We start from the raw sequence: 18,816 nt of genomic DNA, 5'->3' as shown, positions 1-18,816 counted from the left end.
CATATCTCCGTAATAAGGCCCTGTCTCCTTCCTTGGTAGAACTGAAGGAGACAGGGAGCTTTAATTGGCCAAATCAAGTGGATCCGGTACGGGTACCTTGCGGCTTATGCGCGCGCCAAGCTTCTGAAACAGCTTCTCTATTCCATCATACCCGCGGTCAATATGGTGTGCTTGCTCAACGACTGTAGTCCCTTGTGCAGCAAGCCCAGCAATAACCAGAGCCGCACCCGCACGCAAGTCAGTAGCTTCCACAGTAGCACCATACAATCTCTGAACGCCGCGAATAAACGCACGATTCAAATCAATAGAAATATCAGCGCCCATCCGCGCCATTTCTTCAACATGCTTGAATCGTCCCTCAAACACCGTCTCCTTGATTACACTGAAACCATCAGCGAGAGACAACAGCACCATGACCTGAGATTGCAGATCGGTTGGGAAAGAAGGATAAGGAGAAGTCACAATTCTCTCAACAGCACGTGGACGCCCCATACAACTGATATTAATTATATCATTGCACACTGTGATTTGAACACCAGCCCGCTTGAGCACATGAATAAGCGAAGTCAGATGCCCCGCATTGGCATGTGTCAAAGTCACATTCCCTCGTGTAGCTGCCGCAGCAATCATTACGGTTCCAGCCACAATCCGATCAGGTATCACCTCATACGTACAGGGATATAGGTTTTTCACCCCTTGAATTGTAATGGTGTCCGTACCTGCACCGATAATCTGAGCACCCATGCTATTTAGAAACTGCTGTAGGTCCTGTATCTCCGGCTCTCTCGCTGCCCCCGATATTGTTGTTGTTCCCTCTGCCTTTGCGGCAGCCATCATAATATTCTCCGTTGCTCCTACACTTGGATAGTCGAGATGAATATCACTCCCTATAAGCTTAGAACCCCGACAGAATATTCTTCCGTTGCTCTCCTCGATCTCCGCCCCTAACGCCTTAAGTCCCTGTAGATGAAGATCGATTTTACGCTCTCCGATCGCACAGCCCCCAGGCTGATAGATCGTTACCTCTCCAAATCTGGATAACAGCGGTCCCATTAGAAAAATGGAAGATCTCATCTGCCGCATTAAATCCTCAGGGATATGAGATGTCCCGACGGCAGACGTATCTATCGTCACCGTATCCTCTTGATGCACGCACCTGCAGCCCAGCCGATCTAGGATGTCTAGCATAGTCTCGATGTCCAGCAGCTTCGGCACATTATGCAGTGAGTGAACTCCTTCGGCCAGCAGGCTTGCCGCTAGAATCGGCAGCGCCGCATTTTTTGCTCCATGGATACGAATGGTGCCTGACAGGGGACTTCCACCCTCAATCACCAATTTGTCCAATGTATCACCTCCGAGATTACCGCTCACCCACCACAAACACTTCCGTTACAAGCTCATATGAAATGTACAAGTATAAACGTCTTCGGCGTCCTTTAGAAGGACGATAAGCGTTTAAGCGAGAAATATAAGGATAATGTATAACGTGAAACTTATACTTTCTTATATTTCAAGAATATCCTGCACTACATCTCAGGTTTGGAAGTGTCCTGGGTGATTGTCACGATTATAGGATTATCCTATGTTCGTTCCTCCAAGTGTGTGACAGAGAGCTGCCAATAAGGAAAACCCGTATGGAAAACGATGATATCTTAAGACTTCTTACCCGCAAGTCTTCGGAGCTCGCTTGTGATTACTGCCGCAGAATCTCTTTTGCCGAGTCGTTTGGAGGCCACGGACATCTGCTCACGCACGGCTTCAGTTCCGATGATTTTTTGAACCGCCTCATATAGTGCCGTGCCGTTTAAATCTTTCTCAAGCAGCACCACAGCAGCACCTTCACGTTCCAACTGTCTTGCATTCGCCTCCTGATGGTTATTCGTCACATTAGGAGATGGAATGAGTACAGAGGGAATACCCAGCGCTGTAATCTCAGCGAGAAAAGAGGCTCCCGCCCGATTAACGATCAAGGAGGTACAAGCCAACACCTCTGGCATATTATGAACGTAAGGAAGGACATGCAACCAGTTTGGTATGCTACCCAGCTTTTGACGCAATTCAGCCCGAGTCTCTTCGAAATAAGGTTCACCTGTAACATACACATAATGAACACCATTACCCTTACCCACTTTAGGGGCCATTTCAATCATGGCTCTATTAATAGCCTTAGCTCCCTGACTGCCACCAACCACCAAAACAACAGTACTGCCATCCGAAATCCCCAGCGATGCGAATCCACGTTGCGGACTTGCTGTAGTAACTGTTGTGGCACGTGGATTGCCAGTATAGATCACATTTTTGCTGCCCGGAAAAGAGGACTCTGTTCCTTCAAAGCTTACGGCAACTGTACTCGCATACCGACTCAGAAAGCGATTGGTTAGACCTGGTATGGCATTTTGTTCATGGATCAAAGTAGGGATGCCCAACCGGGATGCAGCATAAACGACTGGACCACACACATAACCGCCTGTTCCAATCACAACATCTGGTTTGAATTCTCTTAACATTTCTTTGGACGCCTTAACACCCTTCAAGAAACGCATCACGGTCTTGACATTGTCTATGGATAGCTTGCGCCGAAAACCAGTGATGTCAATAGATTTGAAAGGGATATTCTCTTGAGGAACAAGCTTGCTCTCTAAGCCACGCGTTCCACCAATATACAGGAAGGTAGATTTGCTATCTTCCAACTCCATTTGCCTAGCAACAGCGACCGCAGGATAGATATGTCCACCCGTGCCTCCGCCGCTTAATACGATACGCATCTCTTTCACCTCGCAAAACGGGATAAGTTCAATAGAATGCCAAGGGATGTTAGCATCAGTGTAAGTGAAGATCCGCCATAGCTAATCAGAGGAAGCGTGATGCCCGTTACAGGCATTAGACCAATAACAACACCAATATTAATAATGACTTGCACAGCCACCATACAGACGATGCCAACGGCCAGATAGCTTCCAAAACGGTCAGGTAGACTCATCGCCACCTTCATCCCGCGCCAGATTAGAATAAGAAATAGGATCAACACAGCCAAACCACCGATAAACCCCAGCTCCTCGGCCAATATAGAAAAAATAAAATCTGTTTGTGGCTCAGGTACATAGCTGTACTTCTGCCGACTCATTCCTAATCCAAGGCCACCGAGCCCACCAGGACCGATCGCATATAACGACTGAATGATCTGGTAGCCTGCACCAAGGGGGTCGGACCAAGGATCAAGAAAAGCGGTAATCCGCTGCAACCGGTAAGGCGCTGCTGCAATCAAAGCAACAAACCCTGCCGCACCAGCTACTCCAAGTGAAAGTAAATGCTTCATTCTAGCCCCTGCTGTGAAGACCATCATCAAGGCTGCACCAAACATGACGGTACCTGTACCCAAATCCGGCTGGAGCATGATCAGCGCGAAGGCTGACCCAATGAGCGCAAGTGGTGGGAGCAAGCCGCGTGTGAAGGAAGTGATGTCGTATTCCTCTTTTCCTAGCCAATTGGCTAAGAATAGAATCATCCCCATCTTCATGAATTCGGAAGGCTGGATCCCGAAGGAGCTAATTCCTAGCCAGCTGCGCGCTCCCCCGCGTACTACACCAATACCAGGGATAAGCACAATAACAAGTAAGAAAAAGCAGATCAGAAGTGCCGGCTTAGCCAGCTTTTTCAGCACCCTGTAATCGGTATTCGCCGTAACGAACATTGCGACTAATCCTAGTCCTGCAAACAAAAGCTGTCTTTTTACAAAGTAAAACGAATCTCCATAATTGCGGAAGCCCAGAACGGACCCGGCGCTGTATACCATCACCATGCCGATCACCAGCAAAGATAGAATAGGAATCAGCAACCAAATATCGGGAGCATGACGAGTTTTGTTCATCAGGAGCACACCTCTTGCATCCGTAGTAGGGATGGGGCTTATCCACCCCCCTACTTAAAGGTTATGCACCGCCTCTTTAAAAATACGCCCGCGCTCTTCATAGGATGTAAACATATCCCAACTTGCACAGGCAGGAGACAAAAGAACGATATCTCCTTCTTCCGCCAGAGCGGAAGCTTCCTGCACAGCTTGCTCAAGCACGGCAGCGGCACTCTCCCCATTATCGACGGAGATAATCTGCTTTAATCCTGCAAGCTGCGCTACATTCGTTAGCTTGTCCTTAGTTTCCCCTAACGCCACTAGCGCTTTAACACGTCCGCTCAGGACAGGCAGCAGTTCCAAATAATCGGAACCACGGTCTAATCCACCAGCGATCAGCACTACAGGGCGCTCAAAGGACGTTAATGCCATAATCGTCGCTTTGGAGTTTGTTGCTTTGGAGTTATTATAATAAGTGGCTCCAGCCTTATCAGCCACATACTCCAGCCGGTGCTCCACACCGCGAAATGAAGCAAGCACTTCACCCAATAAAGAGGGGTCCGCTCCAGCAGCAATGGCAATTCCACATGCAGCCAGTGCATTTCCCACATTGAACCGTCCCGGAATGCTAATGGAATCTACATCAGCAATGATTGTTTCACGGTCTGCAGATTCGCGATAGATGATACGGCGCTTCAGATCGTCATCTTGACCCGTAATATAGGATGGGCTAACAAACACACCATGAGTGAGCTCCTCGGACATAGAGAACGGAAGAATAGTAGCTTTCATATACGGCACAAGCTCCCGGCAAAAAGGATCGTCCCAGTTCAGCACAGCCGTATCCGTATCTACTTGATTGGCGAACAGCTTTGCTTTGGAATCGACATAATCCTTCATGCTCCCATGATAATCCAGGTGGGTCTCCGCAATATTCAACAAACAACCTATTTTGGGGCGGAAAGTCTCCGTACCTTTGAGCTGGAAGCTGCTGAGTTCGACCACCATCCAGTTATCCTCTGTAGCTTCTTGCGCAGCCTCACAGAGAGGCGTGCCAATGTTACCTGCAACAATCGGATTCATACCTGCAGCGTCCAGCATTTGACCTACCCAGGTCGTCGTTGTCGTCTTGCCATTGGATCCCGTGATGCCAATCATCGGTGCTGCACAAAGACGGTAAGCAACCTCTACCTCTGTAACTACTTCAATGCCAAGCTCAAGAGCCTTTTGCACAGGAGGCGCAGAATAAGGAATGCCTGGATTCTTAATGACCAGACTTACACCTTCATGAATCAGTCCATCCGGATGCCCACCGCTTATAACACAAATTCCCAAAGATTCCAATTCGGAAGCTTCGGGACTTTGATCTCTTTCCTTTTTATCGTTCACCGTAACTACAGCGCCTCGATCATGCAGCACTTTAGCAACCTGGACACCGCTTTTTGCGAGCCCAAGAACCACAACTTCTTCACCATGATACATATCTGGATGTTTCATTCGCTACAACCCCTTGCTAATAAATAGTCCAACAGCGGCTAATATCAAGCTTACCGCCCAGAACGAAATTACCACACGCCATTCCGACCAGCCACCAAGTTCAAAATGATGGTGAATCGGGCTCATTCTGAATACACGTTTGCCACGGGTTTTGAAAGAAACTACCTGTATCACGACAGATAACATTTCCACCACAAACACACCGCCAATAATTAAAAACAGCAGTTCGCTCTTTGTGACAATGGCAATCGCACCTATCGCACCGCCAATACCAAATGAACCGGTATCTCCCATGAACACCTTAGCCGGATGGGCATTAAAGACCAGAAATCCAAGAACGGCCCCGATCATTGCCGCTGCACACACGCCAGCTGCAATTGACGTAGCCTGCATCGCTACAACAGCATAAGCTGCCAAAGCAATAGCACTTACACCAGACAGCAAACCATCTACTCCATCGGTAAAGTTAACAGCATTCGTTACTGCCATCATCATAATAATAATGAATGGATAGTAGAAAAAGCCGCCCCAGTCAAAGCTGAAATCAGTACCCGGAACGCTGATACTTGTGCTATGTCCTGCAGAAATCAGCAGACCGCACATCACAGCACCTACCAACAGCTGCCCGAACAATTTTTGACGCGCCGTAAGGCCCAAAGAACGCTTGAATACGATTTTGATATAATCATCCAAAAATCCGATCAGTCCAAAACCAAGCGTAGCCACTAGTAGTACGTAGAAATCGTTATTCACCACGGAAAATTTCAGATAAGCCAATGTAAAAGCCACGATGATTACGATACCGCCCATCGTCGGCGTTCCCGCTTTCTTTAAATGGGATTGCGGTCCGTCATCTCGCACCTGCTGTCCGAATTTCATCCTGCGCAGTAGCGGAATGAAGAGCGGAGCGGCAATGACCGCAAGGATAAAGGAAACAGCAATAGTCAATAACAATAGTTGATAATCCATGGGTGCACCCCCTCCATTTTTTTAGGTCTCTTTAATCTCTTTATTAAGGCTCTGAAGCACTTCCTCAAGCCTCATCCCTCTAGATCCTTTGAATAGTACAATATCCTTGGAGCTGCTTTTCTCGATAAGGACGGCTGTTAATTCTGACTTATCCGTAAAAGCCAGCACACGCTCGTTTCCGAATCTTTCCTTTGCAGCTTCTGCAATATGGACTGACAATGGACCATAGGTATATACAAAATCAGTCACTGCGGGGTCTAGGTAGTAGCCAATTTCTTTATGAAACTGTATCTCATCCGGCCCAAGTTCCAGCATGTCCCCCAGTACTGCGATTTTTTTGCCACTGCATTTCATAGTTTGAAGCACATCAATGGCCGCCTTCATAGAAGTCGGACTGGCATTATAAGCATCATTCAAAAGTGTAAGCCCGGAAGAAGTCCGAATCACTTCAATCCGCATGCCCGTCAACTTAAGATTACTTAACCCATTCTCTACATTTTGTTCTGTAATTCCAAAATGGCGAGCAACCGCTAGTGCAGCCAACGCGTTAACAACGTTATGCTGGCCTGGCAGCGGTAATGTAAAAGCATGTTCCTTATGAAGGCTTGACGTAAACGTCATACCACCACTATGGGACATCATCCCAGTCGGATAATCATCATTATCTCCGTTCAGGCCGAAACGGAAGGACACCATCCCCTCCGGAGCCTCAAAAGTGGACTCTTGCATTACCTCAGTCAGCAGCGGTTCATCACCGTTATAAATTAGCAGTCCATCTGGCTTTAGCCCTTCAACTATTTCCAGCTTGGCACGGGCGATTTCTTTGCGGGATCCCAGTTGCAGCAGATGTGACTCACCTACATTAGTAATGACTGCAACATCTGGTGCAGCCAAAGAAGCCAGCAGAGCAATTTCTCCCCGCGAGCTCATACCCATTTCAAGCACTGCAATCTCTGTATCCTCAGCCATGGATAGAATCGTGAGCGGAAGACCGATATGATTATTGAAGTTTCCTTCTGTCTTGTGCACCTTGTACTGCGTTTCGAGCAAGGCCATAATGATATCTTTTGTCGTTGTTTTGCCATTACTGCCCGTAACTGCGACAACCTTCGGAGCGACCTCATTTAAATACGCAGCGGACAGCTTCTGAAGCGCCTCTAGCGTATCTTCAACAATTATGACTCCGCCACCCTCAGGCGCAGGACCTTTATCACGCTGCCATAAGGTCCCTGCAGCACCAGCAGCCATAGCTGTAGCTGCATAATGATGACCGTCAAATTTGTCTCCCGTTAGAGGAACAAACAGGCAACCTGTAGTTATCTTACGGGAGTCAGTAACGACGCCCGTAAGTGGTATATTCATAGCTTCGGCAGCAGGAAGTTCCCCTGCGCACATCACAGCAATTTGTCCCAGTGTTCTTGTAATCAATAGCTTCGACCCCTTATAACTTCTTTAGCGACGATGCGGTCATCGAAATCGTGAACCACTCCGCCAATCAGTTGATAGGTCTCATGACCTTTCCCCGCAATCAATACTACATCGCCAGAGCTTGCCATTTCAATAGCCTTCCCAATTGCTTCTCGGCGATCAACAATCATATGATACCGGTCAGAGGTGACTCCATCCTCTACTAGTCCTGCTTCTATATCCTTCAGAATTAGCCCAGGGTCCTCCGTCCGAGGGTTGTCAGAGGTTACGAATATCATGTCGCTATATTTTGCAGCTATCTTACCCATTAAAGGACGTTTCGTGCGGTCTCTGTCTCCTCCGCAGCCAAACACAGTAAGCACTTTACCTGTAGCAAATTCGCAGACCGTTCTTAATACATTTTCCAGCCCGTCTGGTGTATGTGCATAGTCAACGATAACGGCATATTCTTGCCCCTCATCTACTGACTCTACCCGTCCAGCTACCCCATCAATCGCCTCAAGACTAGTCTTGATATCTGACAGTGACACATCCTCCAACAACGCTGCCGTAATCGCCGCAAGTGCATTATAGACATTGAACTTACCAACCATACGAAGCGAAATGTCCGTCTCACCCTTAAACGTATCTACATGGAAAAAAGTTCCTTTTGCAGTGATCGAGATTTGCGAAGCTCGGACATTAGCGTTGTTATCAATGCCATATGTAATCACTTCCGCTGCAGTTTGGGTTGCAAAATAGTGGCTCGCCTCATCATCAGCATTAAGCACCGCATATTTGCGTTCTTCTTTCCAAGGAGAGATCACATTTCCTAGTCTAGAGAAGAATAGACCTTTAACCGCCCGATACTCCTCCATTGTATGATGATAATCCAGATGATCCTGGGTTAAGTTCGTAAATATTGCTGTACGGAAGTCCGCACCCTTCACACGTCCTTGCTGAAGCGCATGGGAGGAGACTTCCATGACGCAACATTCCACACCTTTGGAGGCCATATCATGAAGCGAGCGCTGCAGATCTAGCGATTCTGGAGTGGTCCCTGACATAGGGTAGCTTTTGCCGTCATAGCGCATTTGAATGGTCCCAATCAGACCCGTCTTCATATTCTGGTCTTGCATAATTCGCTCAATAAGATAAGTCGTAGTTGTCTTCCCGTTTGTACCCGTAACCCCGATCATTCTCATTCGGCTGCTAGGTGAGCCAAAGAATGCATTCGACATGACAGACATCGCAAAACGGCAGTCATCCACAACGATCTGTGGGATATCAAGCTCTAGCTTATGCTCACATACGATAGCAGATGCTCCAGAGGCTACGGCTTGCGGCGCAAATTTATGTCCATCTACAGTGTGACCCGGTAAACAGATAAACAGATCACCCGGACTTACACGGCGGGAATCCGTCTGAAGATCAGTAATCTCCACCTCCCCGTCCCCATATAGACGCGAAGTGGCAAGACAAGCAGATAATTCATTAACTTTCATAGTAATCCCTCACTCTACATTTTCGGATACAAACTGAACCCTTATACCTTTATCATTATTCACTAGAAGCTCCCATATAAATCCTGATGGTTGAGCCCTGTTCTACTCTTGCCCCAGCTTTCGGAGCCTGATTGATGACCGTATTGCCAGAGCCTGAACGCGCCAGATTAAAATTCATATTTAAATCCTCATAGATATCTTGTACGGTTGCACCTGTAAGGTCAGGCACGGTCACAATCGGAGTTTCACCATACTTATAAGTTTTTGGAAGCTGATCACTGCGCTCAGGAACCTTCATATAGTGCAGCGAGTCTTCCAAAATATTTTGCACGATTGGAGCTGCAACTACACCCCCAAATTGAATCCCTTTCGGATTATCCACTGCAGTGTAGACAACGATCTGTGGATCATCCGCCGGCGCAAAGCCAATAAAAGAAACAATATGCTCTGTCGGAGAATAACGTCCATTTACAACCTTCTGTGCAGTACCCGTCTTGCCACCTACACGATAGCCGTCGATAAAAGCCGGCCGTCCCGTGCCTTTGGCAACCACGCTCTCAAGTGCTGCCCGCACCTTCTTGGATGTCTCCTCCGAAATGACCTGCCGCACAAGCTCAGGCTTCACCTCTGATACAGTCTCTCCCGTTTCCGGATTAACCCATGATTTTGTTACATGTGGTTTATAGAGATTGCCACCATTGATAGCCGCGGATACCGCAGCAATCTGCTGAATAGGTGTAACCGAGACCCCTTGGCCGAAGGCCGTAGTCGAAAGCTCCACCGGACCTACTTGACTAAGCTTGAACAGAATCCCATTAGATTCTCCGTTTAGATCAATTCCTGTTTTGCTGCCGAAACCAAAATCACGAATATATTTGAAGAGGGTTTCTTTGCCCAGCCGTTGCCCAAGAGCAACAAAACCAGGGTTACAGGAGTTCTCAACCACCTGAAGGAAGGTTTGGCTGCCATGGCCGCCTTTTTTCCAACAGCGCAGCTTCGCACCCGCCACTTCGATAAACCCAGGATCATAGAAATGATCATTTTGCAGGTCTACCTTACCTTCTTGCAGTGCTGCAGCAAGTGTGATGATTTTGAACGTCGAACCAGGCTCGTAAGTCATCCAAATGGGCAAATTCCGATTATAGATCTGCGGATCATATTCCTTATATAAACCCGGTTCATAACCCGGTCTACTAGCCATGGCCAGAATTTCACCATTCTTCGGATTCATCGCTATAGCCCAAGCACCCTGCGCCTGATATTTTACCATAGCTTGATCTAGCTCACGTTCCATAATGGATTGAATCTGTTTATCAATCGTCAATTGCAGATTAAGTCCATCCTGAGGGGCAGAATACTTCTCCGATGATCCAGGCATGAGTCTTCCACCTGCGTCAGACAAATACGAAATATTGCCTGCTATTCCTTTAAGTAAATTATCGTATATGTTCTCGACCCCGGTAATTCCTTGGTTATCAATACCTGTAAAGCCTAGTATATGCGCGGCAAGATCGCCGTACGGATAATATCTTTTGCTATCCTCAGCGACAACGATGCCCGGCAACTGCAAATCACGGATGCTCGCGGCAAGTTCCATCGTAATTTTGCGGCCGCCGGGCTGTAGTTTCACCGACATTGATTTTTTAGTCAGCAAGCTCATCAGCTTCTCCTCGGTCATCCCAAGCAGAGGCGCCAATTGCTGCGCTGTCTTTTGCTTCTCCTTCACCTGCACAGGCACCGCATAAACCGTAGGCGTACTGATATTATAGGCCAGCGGTATACCTTCACGATCCAAAATTTCACCACGCTTGGCTGTAAAAGGAATATTGCGGCGCAAGGAATCTTCTACCTTGTCACTTAATTTCTCGCCTTGGGATAATTGCACATAAGCAAGACGCACGACCAGCGAACCGAATAACACTGCCAGTCCCAGCAGCGTCCACAACATTCTCCGCCGTGTTACGACCTTCGAAACTTTCATTCCGTTCTCCCCCGCTTTCACCTATAGACATGAGCTCTTATCTTCATGACTATTCGGGACAAACAGGGGTTAGAACAAGCCTATGGCCCACTCTCCGATTCCGTACCCTCATCAGCAGTCGAAGTTGTAGGATCCTCTTCACTCTTATCATTTAATGGTTTCAGCTTCAAAGTAACCAATGTTTTGCCGTTCTTTGTTCCTTCAATCTGTTCCGAGACATATCCTTCGCCTTCTACCGCAATCTCCACTTTTAGAAGTGTTAGAATCTCAAGCGCATCACGCAGCGACTCTCCTTGTAATTTTGGAATGGTAGGCTTGTCCCCTTGCTTGCTTAATAGGTATATACGCTGTCCTTGAGCAAGCTTCGTTCCAGCCTCTGGATATTGGGTTTCCACAGAAGCTTCTTCACCGACCACTTCAAAATCAAATCCTTGATCCAGAAGTGTCTCTCTTGCTTCTTTCATCGTTTTGCCCATCAGATCAGGTGTGGTCCGGAGCACAGGCGCTTCAGATTCAACTGTTTTTTTACTATCCTTATCGCTAGTTTCAGTCGCTAACTTTGGAACTCCCATGTATTGCAGAGACTGAGATACGATTTCTTTAAATACAGGAGCTGCAGCTTTACCGCCGCCAACCTCAACGTTCGGTTCATCAATAATAACAATAACAGCGATCTTTGGATCATTCACAGGCGCATAACCAATAAAGGAGACCAGTACTTTGGACTTCACGTAGTCCTTACCTTCAACCTTGATAGCCGTTCCTGTCTTACCTGCGACACGGTAACCTTCTATGTGAGCGTTGCGTCCTGTACCTTTGACTTGGTCGGCAACTACCTGCTCCAAGTATTCACCGGTTTTCTTGGCGCTTGCCTCATCAATCACCTGACGCACTACACTAGGCTGAGTAACCTTAGTGTCACCGGTGTTTGGGTCCGTAACCTCTTTTACCACATATGGAGTCATCAGTTTCCCACCATTGGCGATAGCAGATACAGCAACCAATTGTTGAAGCGGGGTAACTAGCACTTTACCATGCCCATATGCAAGTGTAGCAATTTCGATAGGACGTCCAAGGTTAGGGTTAACGACCCCACTGGCTTCCCCTGGCAAATCGATTCCTGTCTTCCCATTAAAGCCAAAATCATCAATATACTGTAAAAGTCTATCTTGTCCGAGCATTTCATAAAGTTTTACAAAAAGAACGTTACTAGACCGCTTCACACCTTCCAGGAAACTGATTTGCCCCCAGCCGGCACGATTAATATCATGTAATGCCTTACTGTATCCCTTAATTCTGATAGATCCTGACAGAAATGTAGCTACGGGATCAAAAAGCTTCTCTTCTACAGCTGCAGCAAGTGTTACAATTTTGAAGGTCGAACCGGGCTCATAAGTTGATTTGATAGCATGATTGTAGAAACCCGCTGCATCAGCACCCGTATCCATATATTTATTAGGATCAAAGGTAGGCATATTCGCCATCCCCAAAATCTCCATCGTATTCGGATCAGCAGCAATGACACTCATACTTTTCGGCTTATATTGCGCATATGCCTTTTCCATGGCCGCTTGTATATATTGCTGGATTGTACTGTCGATTGTAAGCTTGAAATTACTTCCATTTACTACAGGTTTATAGGTATCTTTTGAATCCGGCAGCTTAACCCCTTGACCGTCACTTTGATAAAGCAGCTTGCCATCGGCTCCCTTAAGCTGTTCATCCAGGGATTTTTCCAGACCCATAATCGCCTTGCCATCTCGATCTGTATAGCCTAATATATGCGCAGCAAGCGAACCCTTAGGGTAATATCGTTTCTGCTCTCTAACAAGACCAATCCCAGTCTCTTGAATTTTATGCTCTTTACCTAGGGCTACATAAAATTCTTTCACCTTATCCGCAAGTTCCTGATCGATCTTCCAGCCTTCGTTACGAACCTCACGATTCTTGAGGTAATTACCGTTCTCGTCTTTCGCTTCAACCAGTTTCCGCAGCTCATCTTCTGGCTTGCCGAGTAGCTCATGCAATCCCTTGACGACCTCATCACCAATTCCCTTTTCAGCAATGACTGCCGGGTTTACAACCACAGTATAAGCAGGGACATCACTTGCGAGCACACTCCCATTACGGTCAGAAATCGTTCCTCGCTCTGCTTTGATAGTCGAAGTGTGCGCCCAAAGTGTAGCAGCCTTTTCTTGCCATTCTGAGCCCTCCATAACTTGAATCCAGAACACTCTAGCTATCAAAACAAGAAAAAAGAGGGTAATACACCCTCCTATAAACAGCGTGCGAAGTTTTATTCTCTTTACCATAAGCGAACCTCACAATTTTTTTATTGCGATCTTGCCAATCGCTCACTAATTATCGCCTTCTGTCGATATCGGATTCGCCGGAATAAAGATTGTAGCATTTTCATCCGGTGCTACGTATCCAAGATCCTTTGCCTTTTGGGCAACCTTCTGCTCCAAGTTCTGCTTCTCCATCTCAAACGTGGAAATTTGCTTCTTAGCAGTCGCTATATCCTTATCTAATTTCTGGGCCTGCAAGTTCAAATCATAAATATGAACGTAACGTGAAATCAGGGTGATAGCCACCAAAACGCATACTCCTAGCGTCAGCATATACAAAAGTTTCTCTTGCAGCGGAAGTACTCTTCGTTTGGTAACTACTTTTGTCTTCTCGCGGTAAAGGGGGTTTACCTCTTCTTTTCTTTTGGGCTGAACTGCTAAATTGCCGCGGGTATAGGCCATCTCTGACTCTCCTTTATCGTCAATTACAATTTTTCTGCAATGCGCAGCTTAGCTGAACGGGCTCGAGTATTAAGCTCAAGCTCTTCTTCAGAAGGCACAAGCGGTTTGCGGTTGATTAACTTAAGCGTGCCTTTCGCGCCACATACACAAAACGGAAAGTCAGGCGGGCATGTACATCTGCTTAAATAGCTGCTTAGTATTTGCTTGCAAATTCGGTCCTCGAGTGAATGAAAAGTGATAACGGATACTCTACCTTCTGGTGCAAGGCAACGTACTGCGCTATGTAATCCTTCTTCAAAAGCACCCAACTCGTCGTTTACAGCAATCCGTAAACCTTGAAAGCTACGTTTAGCGGGGTGTCCTCCCGTTCTTCGTGCAGCCGCCGGAATACCTTCCTTGATAAGCTCAGCTAATTCTCCTGTGGTCTCCACAGGACTTTCTTCTCTTCTGTCTACAATTTTCTTAGCAATTCTCCGCGAGAACTTCTCTTCTCCATATTGGAAAAGCACACGGGCAATCTCCTGCTCAGACCACGTATTCACAATATCAGCAGCCGTTAATAGCGCCGTCTGATCCATTCGCATGTCCAGCGGAGCATCATGATTGTAACTAAATCCGCGTTCTCCCTCATCAAACTGGGGAGAGGATACGCCAAGATCAAAGAGGACCCCATCCACTTGGGGAATGCCATCTTTTTGTGGTACAAAGGGCACATCCTTAAGTACACTCTCCAGATCACGGAAATTGGTCTTAATGAGTACAACCTTGTCTCCGTATTCAGCTAGTCTTTCTTTTGCGTTCTCCAGAGCCCAATCATCTTGATCCAAACAGATTAATCGGCCTTCGCCGCTAAGTTTGGAAGCAATTAGTGCGCTGTGGCCTGCTCCACCGAGAGTGCAATCTACATAGATTCCGTCTTTTTTGATGTGCAGCCCTTCTGTCGCTTCTTCTTTAAGCACCGTGATGTGGTGAAACAAGCTGCATCCCTCCAGGACAGTATTCGATATTGTGTTTTATAGATCAAAATTGAAATCCACCAATTTTTCGGCAATTTCGTTGAACGATTCCTCGGACTGTTCGAAGTACTGCTCCCATAGCTCTTTGTTCCAGATTTCCACCCGGTTCGAAACGCCCAGAATAACACAGTCTTTGTCCAGTTTGGCATACTGCCTTAAATTGGCCGGCAGATTTACCCTTCCCTGTTTATCCCATACACATTCTGTTGCGCCTGAGAAAAAAAAGCGACTGAATGCACGGGCATCTGATTTCATCAGTGAAAGGCTTTTTAGCTTTTGTTCCATGATTGCCCATTCTTCCATGGGATAAACAAATAAACAGGAGTCTAGACCACGGGTCGTCACAAAGGAGGTTCCAAGCAATTCACGGAGTTTAGCCGGAATAATAATTCGGCCTTTGTCGTCAATGCTGTGTTGATACTCTCCCATGAACATCCTTTTTCCCACCCCTAATCCCCGAATCCCCACTTTACCCCACTTTTCACCACTTAAGCATAATAGATTCGCCATTAAAAATCAAAAACCTTTTTCTGGTGAAAGGAATTTTTTGCTAAATCAGATGGATCGTTACCCAAAAAACATTTCGCCACAGAAAAAAGCCATACAATCGGAATCTTGTCCGCTGCATGGCTTTTCAAGCATAAACGTCTTCGGTGTCCTTATAAGGACGCCGAAGCGTTTAAGCGAGAAATATAAGGATAATGTATAGCGTAAAACTTATACTCTCTTATATTTTACAAAAGTTGCTTCAGTTCAAGGTACACTTGGTTAATATACTTTATTGTTGTGCGTTCCGTAATTAATCGTTCAGATTCCAGCTGTCCAAATAATCCACTTGTGCTGGAGTCAGACTATCAATGTTAATGCCCAGACTTTGCAGCTTGTAGCGTGCTACCTGCTCATCCAGCTCGTAAGGAACATTCTCAACTTTTACGCCGATGCTCTTATAATTATCATTTACATATTTCAACGACAGCGCTTGTAGCGCAAAGGTCGTATCCATAATTTCGGCAGGGTGTCCATCCGCAGCACCCAGATTTACAAGTCTGCCTTCTGCAAGCAGATATAGTTTACGTCCGTCGTGAAGCTGGTACTCTTCGATATTTTTGCGAACAGTACGCTGAGATACGGATCTTTCAGACAATTCAGGCTTATTCACTTCAACGTCGAAATGACCTGCATTGCACATAATTGCGCCATCCTTCATCACATCATAATGTTCACCGCGAATGACATAACGATTACCAGTTACTGTAACGAAGAAATCACCAACCTTAGCAGCTTCCAGCATAGGCATAACTTCGAAACCGTCCATATGTGCTTCAACGGCTTTAATAGCATCCACTTCTGTGACAACCACTTTTGCGCCCAAACCTTTGGCACGCATAGCAACACCTTTACCGCACCAGCCGTATCCGACAACAACTACGGTTTTGCCCGCAACGATCAGGTTGGTTGTTCGAATAATTCCATCCCATGCGGATTGGCCTGTGCCATAGCGGTTATCAAACAAATATTTGCAATAAGCATCATTTACTGCGACCATTGGGAACTTCAACACACCTTGCTTTTGAAGAGCTTTTAGACGAATGATGCCGGTTGTTGTTTCTTCAGCACCCCCACGAATATTCTCCATTAGATCAGGACGCTCCGAATGCAGCAATGTAGCAAAATCCCCACCATCATCAATAATCAAATCCGGTTTGCTTTCCAGCGCCTTGATATTAAGGGCTTTGAACTCTTCAGGTGACGGGTTGTATTTAGCAAATACGGTAATTCCGTCCTCTACAAGCGCCGCACATACATCATCCTGTGTAGACAGTGGATTCGATCCAGTAATGGTTACTTCTGCACCGCCTGCTTTGACTACCTTCGCCAGATAAGCGGTTTTAGCTTCCAAATGAAGTGTAATAGATACTTTTAGTCCTTTGAATGGCTGTTCAGCTTCGAACTGCTCACGGATACGGTTCAATACCGGCATATGTTGACGAACCCAGTCGATTTTCAAATGACCTTCGGGTGCGAGTGACATATCAGCCACGATACTATTTTGTTTTGATGAACTCATAATGAAACCTCCTAAAAGTTTTATGGAGCGATACTTCTATGTTTTACTTCGCAGTAAAACTCGCTTCGTAAGCATAATCCAAGTTTTGTGAGCGTTTCTTCCTTGTTTTATGGAGCAATACTTCTCTACATATAAATGATACGATGCGTCCCACTATAATCCGGTTCAATAGCCATCAGCTCATCTAACCATGGAAGTCCGTAGCGGTTCAAGTAATACATGATATTGTACACTCTTTCTTGCAGTTTACCCAGTGGCATTAACGACAGCTCGATTCGCTCCCATTGACGGATTGCAGCTTCATTCTGTTTTGCCATTGCATCTTGGGCTTTCGCTTGTAAAAAAGTGATCTGATCTAAAATCTTATCTTTATTGTTATTCCCTAGTTTTAGCAGACCTGCCTGAATGGTTCCAAGCTGCTCAATCAGTGGTTCGTACATGGCGGAGAAAGTAGCTTTAGTTTCTTCGAAACGTTGTTCAATCCCCAGCTCATCCTGTGCAGCCAACCACTCATGTCTTTTACGATCTAGTCCCTGTCTTACGTCCTCAAAGCTTAGTTGATATTTATCCATATGCTTATGAAGCGTACCTTCCACCACTGTGAAAGACATTCGCGGGATGATCAGGGGCATTTGTCCCCCAATGATCTCAAACGCACGATGCGGAATGGCCCAATAAGCAATCTCACCTTGACCTAGCACCGTTGCTAGAACCGGCAACACATAATCCTGCATAAGCGGACGTGTCAGCACGTTGTTACTGAATAGTTCCGGATGAACCTTCACTTCCTCCAGTAGTTCATCCCGGGTGAACGATACCTGGCCCTTGCGATCGGCAAAAACGCCATCTTTCTTATGAAGCAACAATCGTACACCTTCATGTATATAAAAGAGATTGGCATTGCCTGCCGTAACGTCAGCTTGAAGCTCATACCCAGCGTTCACGATATCAGAAGCAGAATTCATGTACGCTGTTTCCAGTGCATCATTCTGCATAATTAGCGAAGTAAAGAAAGGCTCTTCTAACTTACGAAGGTTAGGATCAGCAGAATCGAGCAGGATCAGACCAAATTTACCAAATAAAGAACCCATCAGCTTGGCAAAAGCATCCGTCATACTATCTGCTCTAAACGAAGAAGATCGAATAAATTCCATAATTTGCGGTTTAAAGTCACTATCTTGAAGTAGCGCATCCAGCTGTTCCACTACTTGCTGCCAGCTTTCATCTTCTACACGAATATTACTCACCGAGGAGCGTTTCTCATCTGATTTCTCTATCTTAATCTTTGTAATCTCTTGCGTACGATTCAATACATACGTATGATTCACTTCATCCCAGTCATGATCCTCTCCTGCAATCCAGAATAATGGGACTACAGGCCGACCGAGCTGTTCTGCTGCTTCTTTTGCCGCCATAATGGTTGTCATTGCTTTATATACTACAAGTAGTGGTCCTGTAAATAATCCGCTTTGCTGTCCGCCAGTAACCACTAACGTTCCCGGCTGTTCTAAAAGTGCCAGGGAAGACATCACCGCATCATGTGAATTATGCTTTTCATTATATTGCCGTAGACATGCAGCAACTTGTGTCCGGTCTGCACGGAGACCATCACTACGATCCAGCCATTCTGCCCGAATGCTTCGACTCTCTTTGCTTCGGAAATCCCCACCATACAAATGACTAACCTTCTCAAAATTTTCTATATAGTCGCGCGCGAGTGCAGATCCACCCCGGAGCGGTTCCTTAACAATATTCATTTGCTAGTGCCTCCAGTTC

The 18,816-nt window shown here is 46.3% G+C and carries 14 protein-coding genes; all 14 read right to left on the bottom strand.

All coding sequences use genetic code 11. The features are described 5' to 3' along the window. Nucleotides 1–60 precede the first annotated feature (60 nt). Complete coding sequence (gene murA, locus MKX60_RS11220) at nucleotides 61–1,344, bottom strand: UDP-N-acetylglucosamine 1-carboxyvinyltransferase (RefSeq protein WP_042190848.1); 1,284 nt, start codon at nucleotides 1,342–1,344, stop codon at nucleotides 61–63. A gap of 308 nt (nucleotides 1,345–1,652) precedes the next feature. Then, nucleotides 1,653–2,765 (bottom strand): undecaprenyldiphospho-muramoylpentapeptide beta-N-acetylglucosaminyltransferase, encoded by a 1,113-nt coding sequence (gene murG, locus MKX60_RS11215; protein ID WP_042190850.1) that lies wholly within the window; start codon nucleotides 2,763–2,765, stop codon nucleotides 1,653–1,655. A 5-nt stretch (nucleotides 2,766–2,770) separates the two neighbouring features. Next, nucleotides 2,771–3,868 (bottom strand): stage V sporulation protein E, encoded by a 1,098-nt coding sequence (spoVE, locus tag MKX60_RS11210; RefSeq protein ID WP_042130238.1) that lies wholly within the window; start codon nucleotides 3,866–3,868, stop codon nucleotides 2,771–2,773. A 54-nt stretch (nucleotides 3,869–3,922) separates the two neighbouring features. Then, nucleotides 3,923–5,344 (bottom strand): UDP-N-acetylmuramoyl-L-alanine--D-glutamate ligase, encoded by a 1,422-nt coding sequence (gene murD, locus MKX60_RS11205; protein ID WP_076284760.1) that lies wholly within the window; start codon nucleotides 5,342–5,344, stop codon nucleotides 3,923–3,925. Between the two features lie 3 nt (nucleotides 5,345–5,347). Next, nucleotides 5,348–6,313: a phospho-N-acetylmuramoyl-pentapeptide-transferase gene (mraY, locus tag MKX60_RS11200; RefSeq protein WP_042190854.1), complete on the bottom strand. Its 966-nt coding sequence runs from the start codon at nucleotides 6,311–6,313 to the stop codon at nucleotides 5,348–5,350. 21 nt (nucleotides 6,314–6,334) lie between these two features. Further along, on the bottom strand, nucleotides 6,335–7,738 hold the full coding sequence (locus MKX60_RS11195; RefSeq protein ID WP_341060295.1) for a UDP-N-acetylmuramoyl-tripeptide--D-alanyl-D-alanine ligase: 1,404 nt from the start codon (nucleotides 7,736–7,738) through the stop codon (nucleotides 6,335–6,337). Beyond that, on the bottom strand, nucleotides 7,738–9,225 hold the full coding sequence (locus MKX60_RS11190; protein WP_339243128.1) for a UDP-N-acetylmuramoyl-L-alanyl-D-glutamate--2,6-diaminopimelate ligase: 1,488 nt from the start codon (nucleotides 9,223–9,225) through the stop codon (nucleotides 7,738–7,740). Before MKX60_RS11190 ends, MKX60_RS11195 begins: the two co-directional genes overlap by 1 nt. Before the next feature lie 55 nt (nucleotides 9,226–9,280). Beyond that, nucleotides 9,281–11,206, bottom strand: a complete 1,926-nt coding sequence (locus MKX60_RS11185) for a stage V sporulation protein D (RefSeq protein WP_076284763.1) — start codon at nucleotides 11,204–11,206, stop codon at nucleotides 9,281–9,283. Nucleotides 11,207–11,286: 80 nt separating this feature from the next. Then, a complete protein-coding gene (locus MKX60_RS11180; protein WP_341059797.1) occupies nucleotides 11,287–13,518 on the bottom strand; it encodes a penicillin-binding transpeptidase domain-containing protein in 2,232 nt (743 codons plus the stop codon). 45 nt (nucleotides 13,519–13,563) lie between these two features. Next, nucleotides 13,564–13,956 (bottom strand): septum formation initiator family protein, encoded by a 393-nt coding sequence (locus MKX60_RS11175; RefSeq protein ID WP_076284765.1) that lies wholly within the window; start codon nucleotides 13,954–13,956, stop codon nucleotides 13,564–13,566. A gap of 23 nt (nucleotides 13,957–13,979) precedes the next feature. Beyond that, complete coding sequence (gene rsmH / locus MKX60_RS11170) at nucleotides 13,980–14,933, bottom strand: 16S rRNA (cytosine(1402)-N(4))-methyltransferase RsmH (protein WP_042190866.1); 954 nt, start codon at nucleotides 14,931–14,933, stop codon at nucleotides 13,980–13,982. Between the two features lie 36 nt (nucleotides 14,934–14,969). Continuing rightward, a complete protein-coding gene (gene mraZ, locus MKX60_RS11165; RefSeq protein ID WP_036683674.1) occupies nucleotides 14,970–15,407 on the bottom strand; it encodes a division/cell wall cluster transcriptional repressor MraZ in 438 nt (145 codons plus the stop codon). Between the two features lie 364 nt (nucleotides 15,408–15,771). Further along, nucleotides 15,772–17,043, bottom strand: a complete 1,272-nt coding sequence (locus MKX60_RS11160) for an adenosylhomocysteinase (protein WP_179085783.1) — start codon at nucleotides 17,041–17,043, stop codon at nucleotides 15,772–15,774. Nucleotides 17,044–17,165: 122 nt separating this feature from the next. Further along, nucleotides 17,166–18,797 carry a bacillithiol biosynthesis cysteine-adding enzyme BshC gene (gene bshC / locus MKX60_RS11155; RefSeq protein ID WP_341059795.1) on the bottom strand — a complete coding sequence of 544 codons (1,632 nt, stop codon included), beginning with the start codon at nucleotides 18,795–18,797 and terminating at the stop codon, nucleotides 17,166–17,168. Between the last annotated feature and the right edge of the window lie 19 nt (nucleotides 18,798–18,816).

Source organism: Paenibacillus sp. FSL R5-0914 (assembly GCF_038004525.1).
Lineage (GTDB): Bacteria > Bacillota > Bacilli > Paenibacillales > Paenibacillaceae > Paenibacillus_AQ.
The sequence above is the reverse complement of the archived record's forward strand: the minus strand, read 5'-3'. Positions and strand labels throughout refer to the sequence as shown.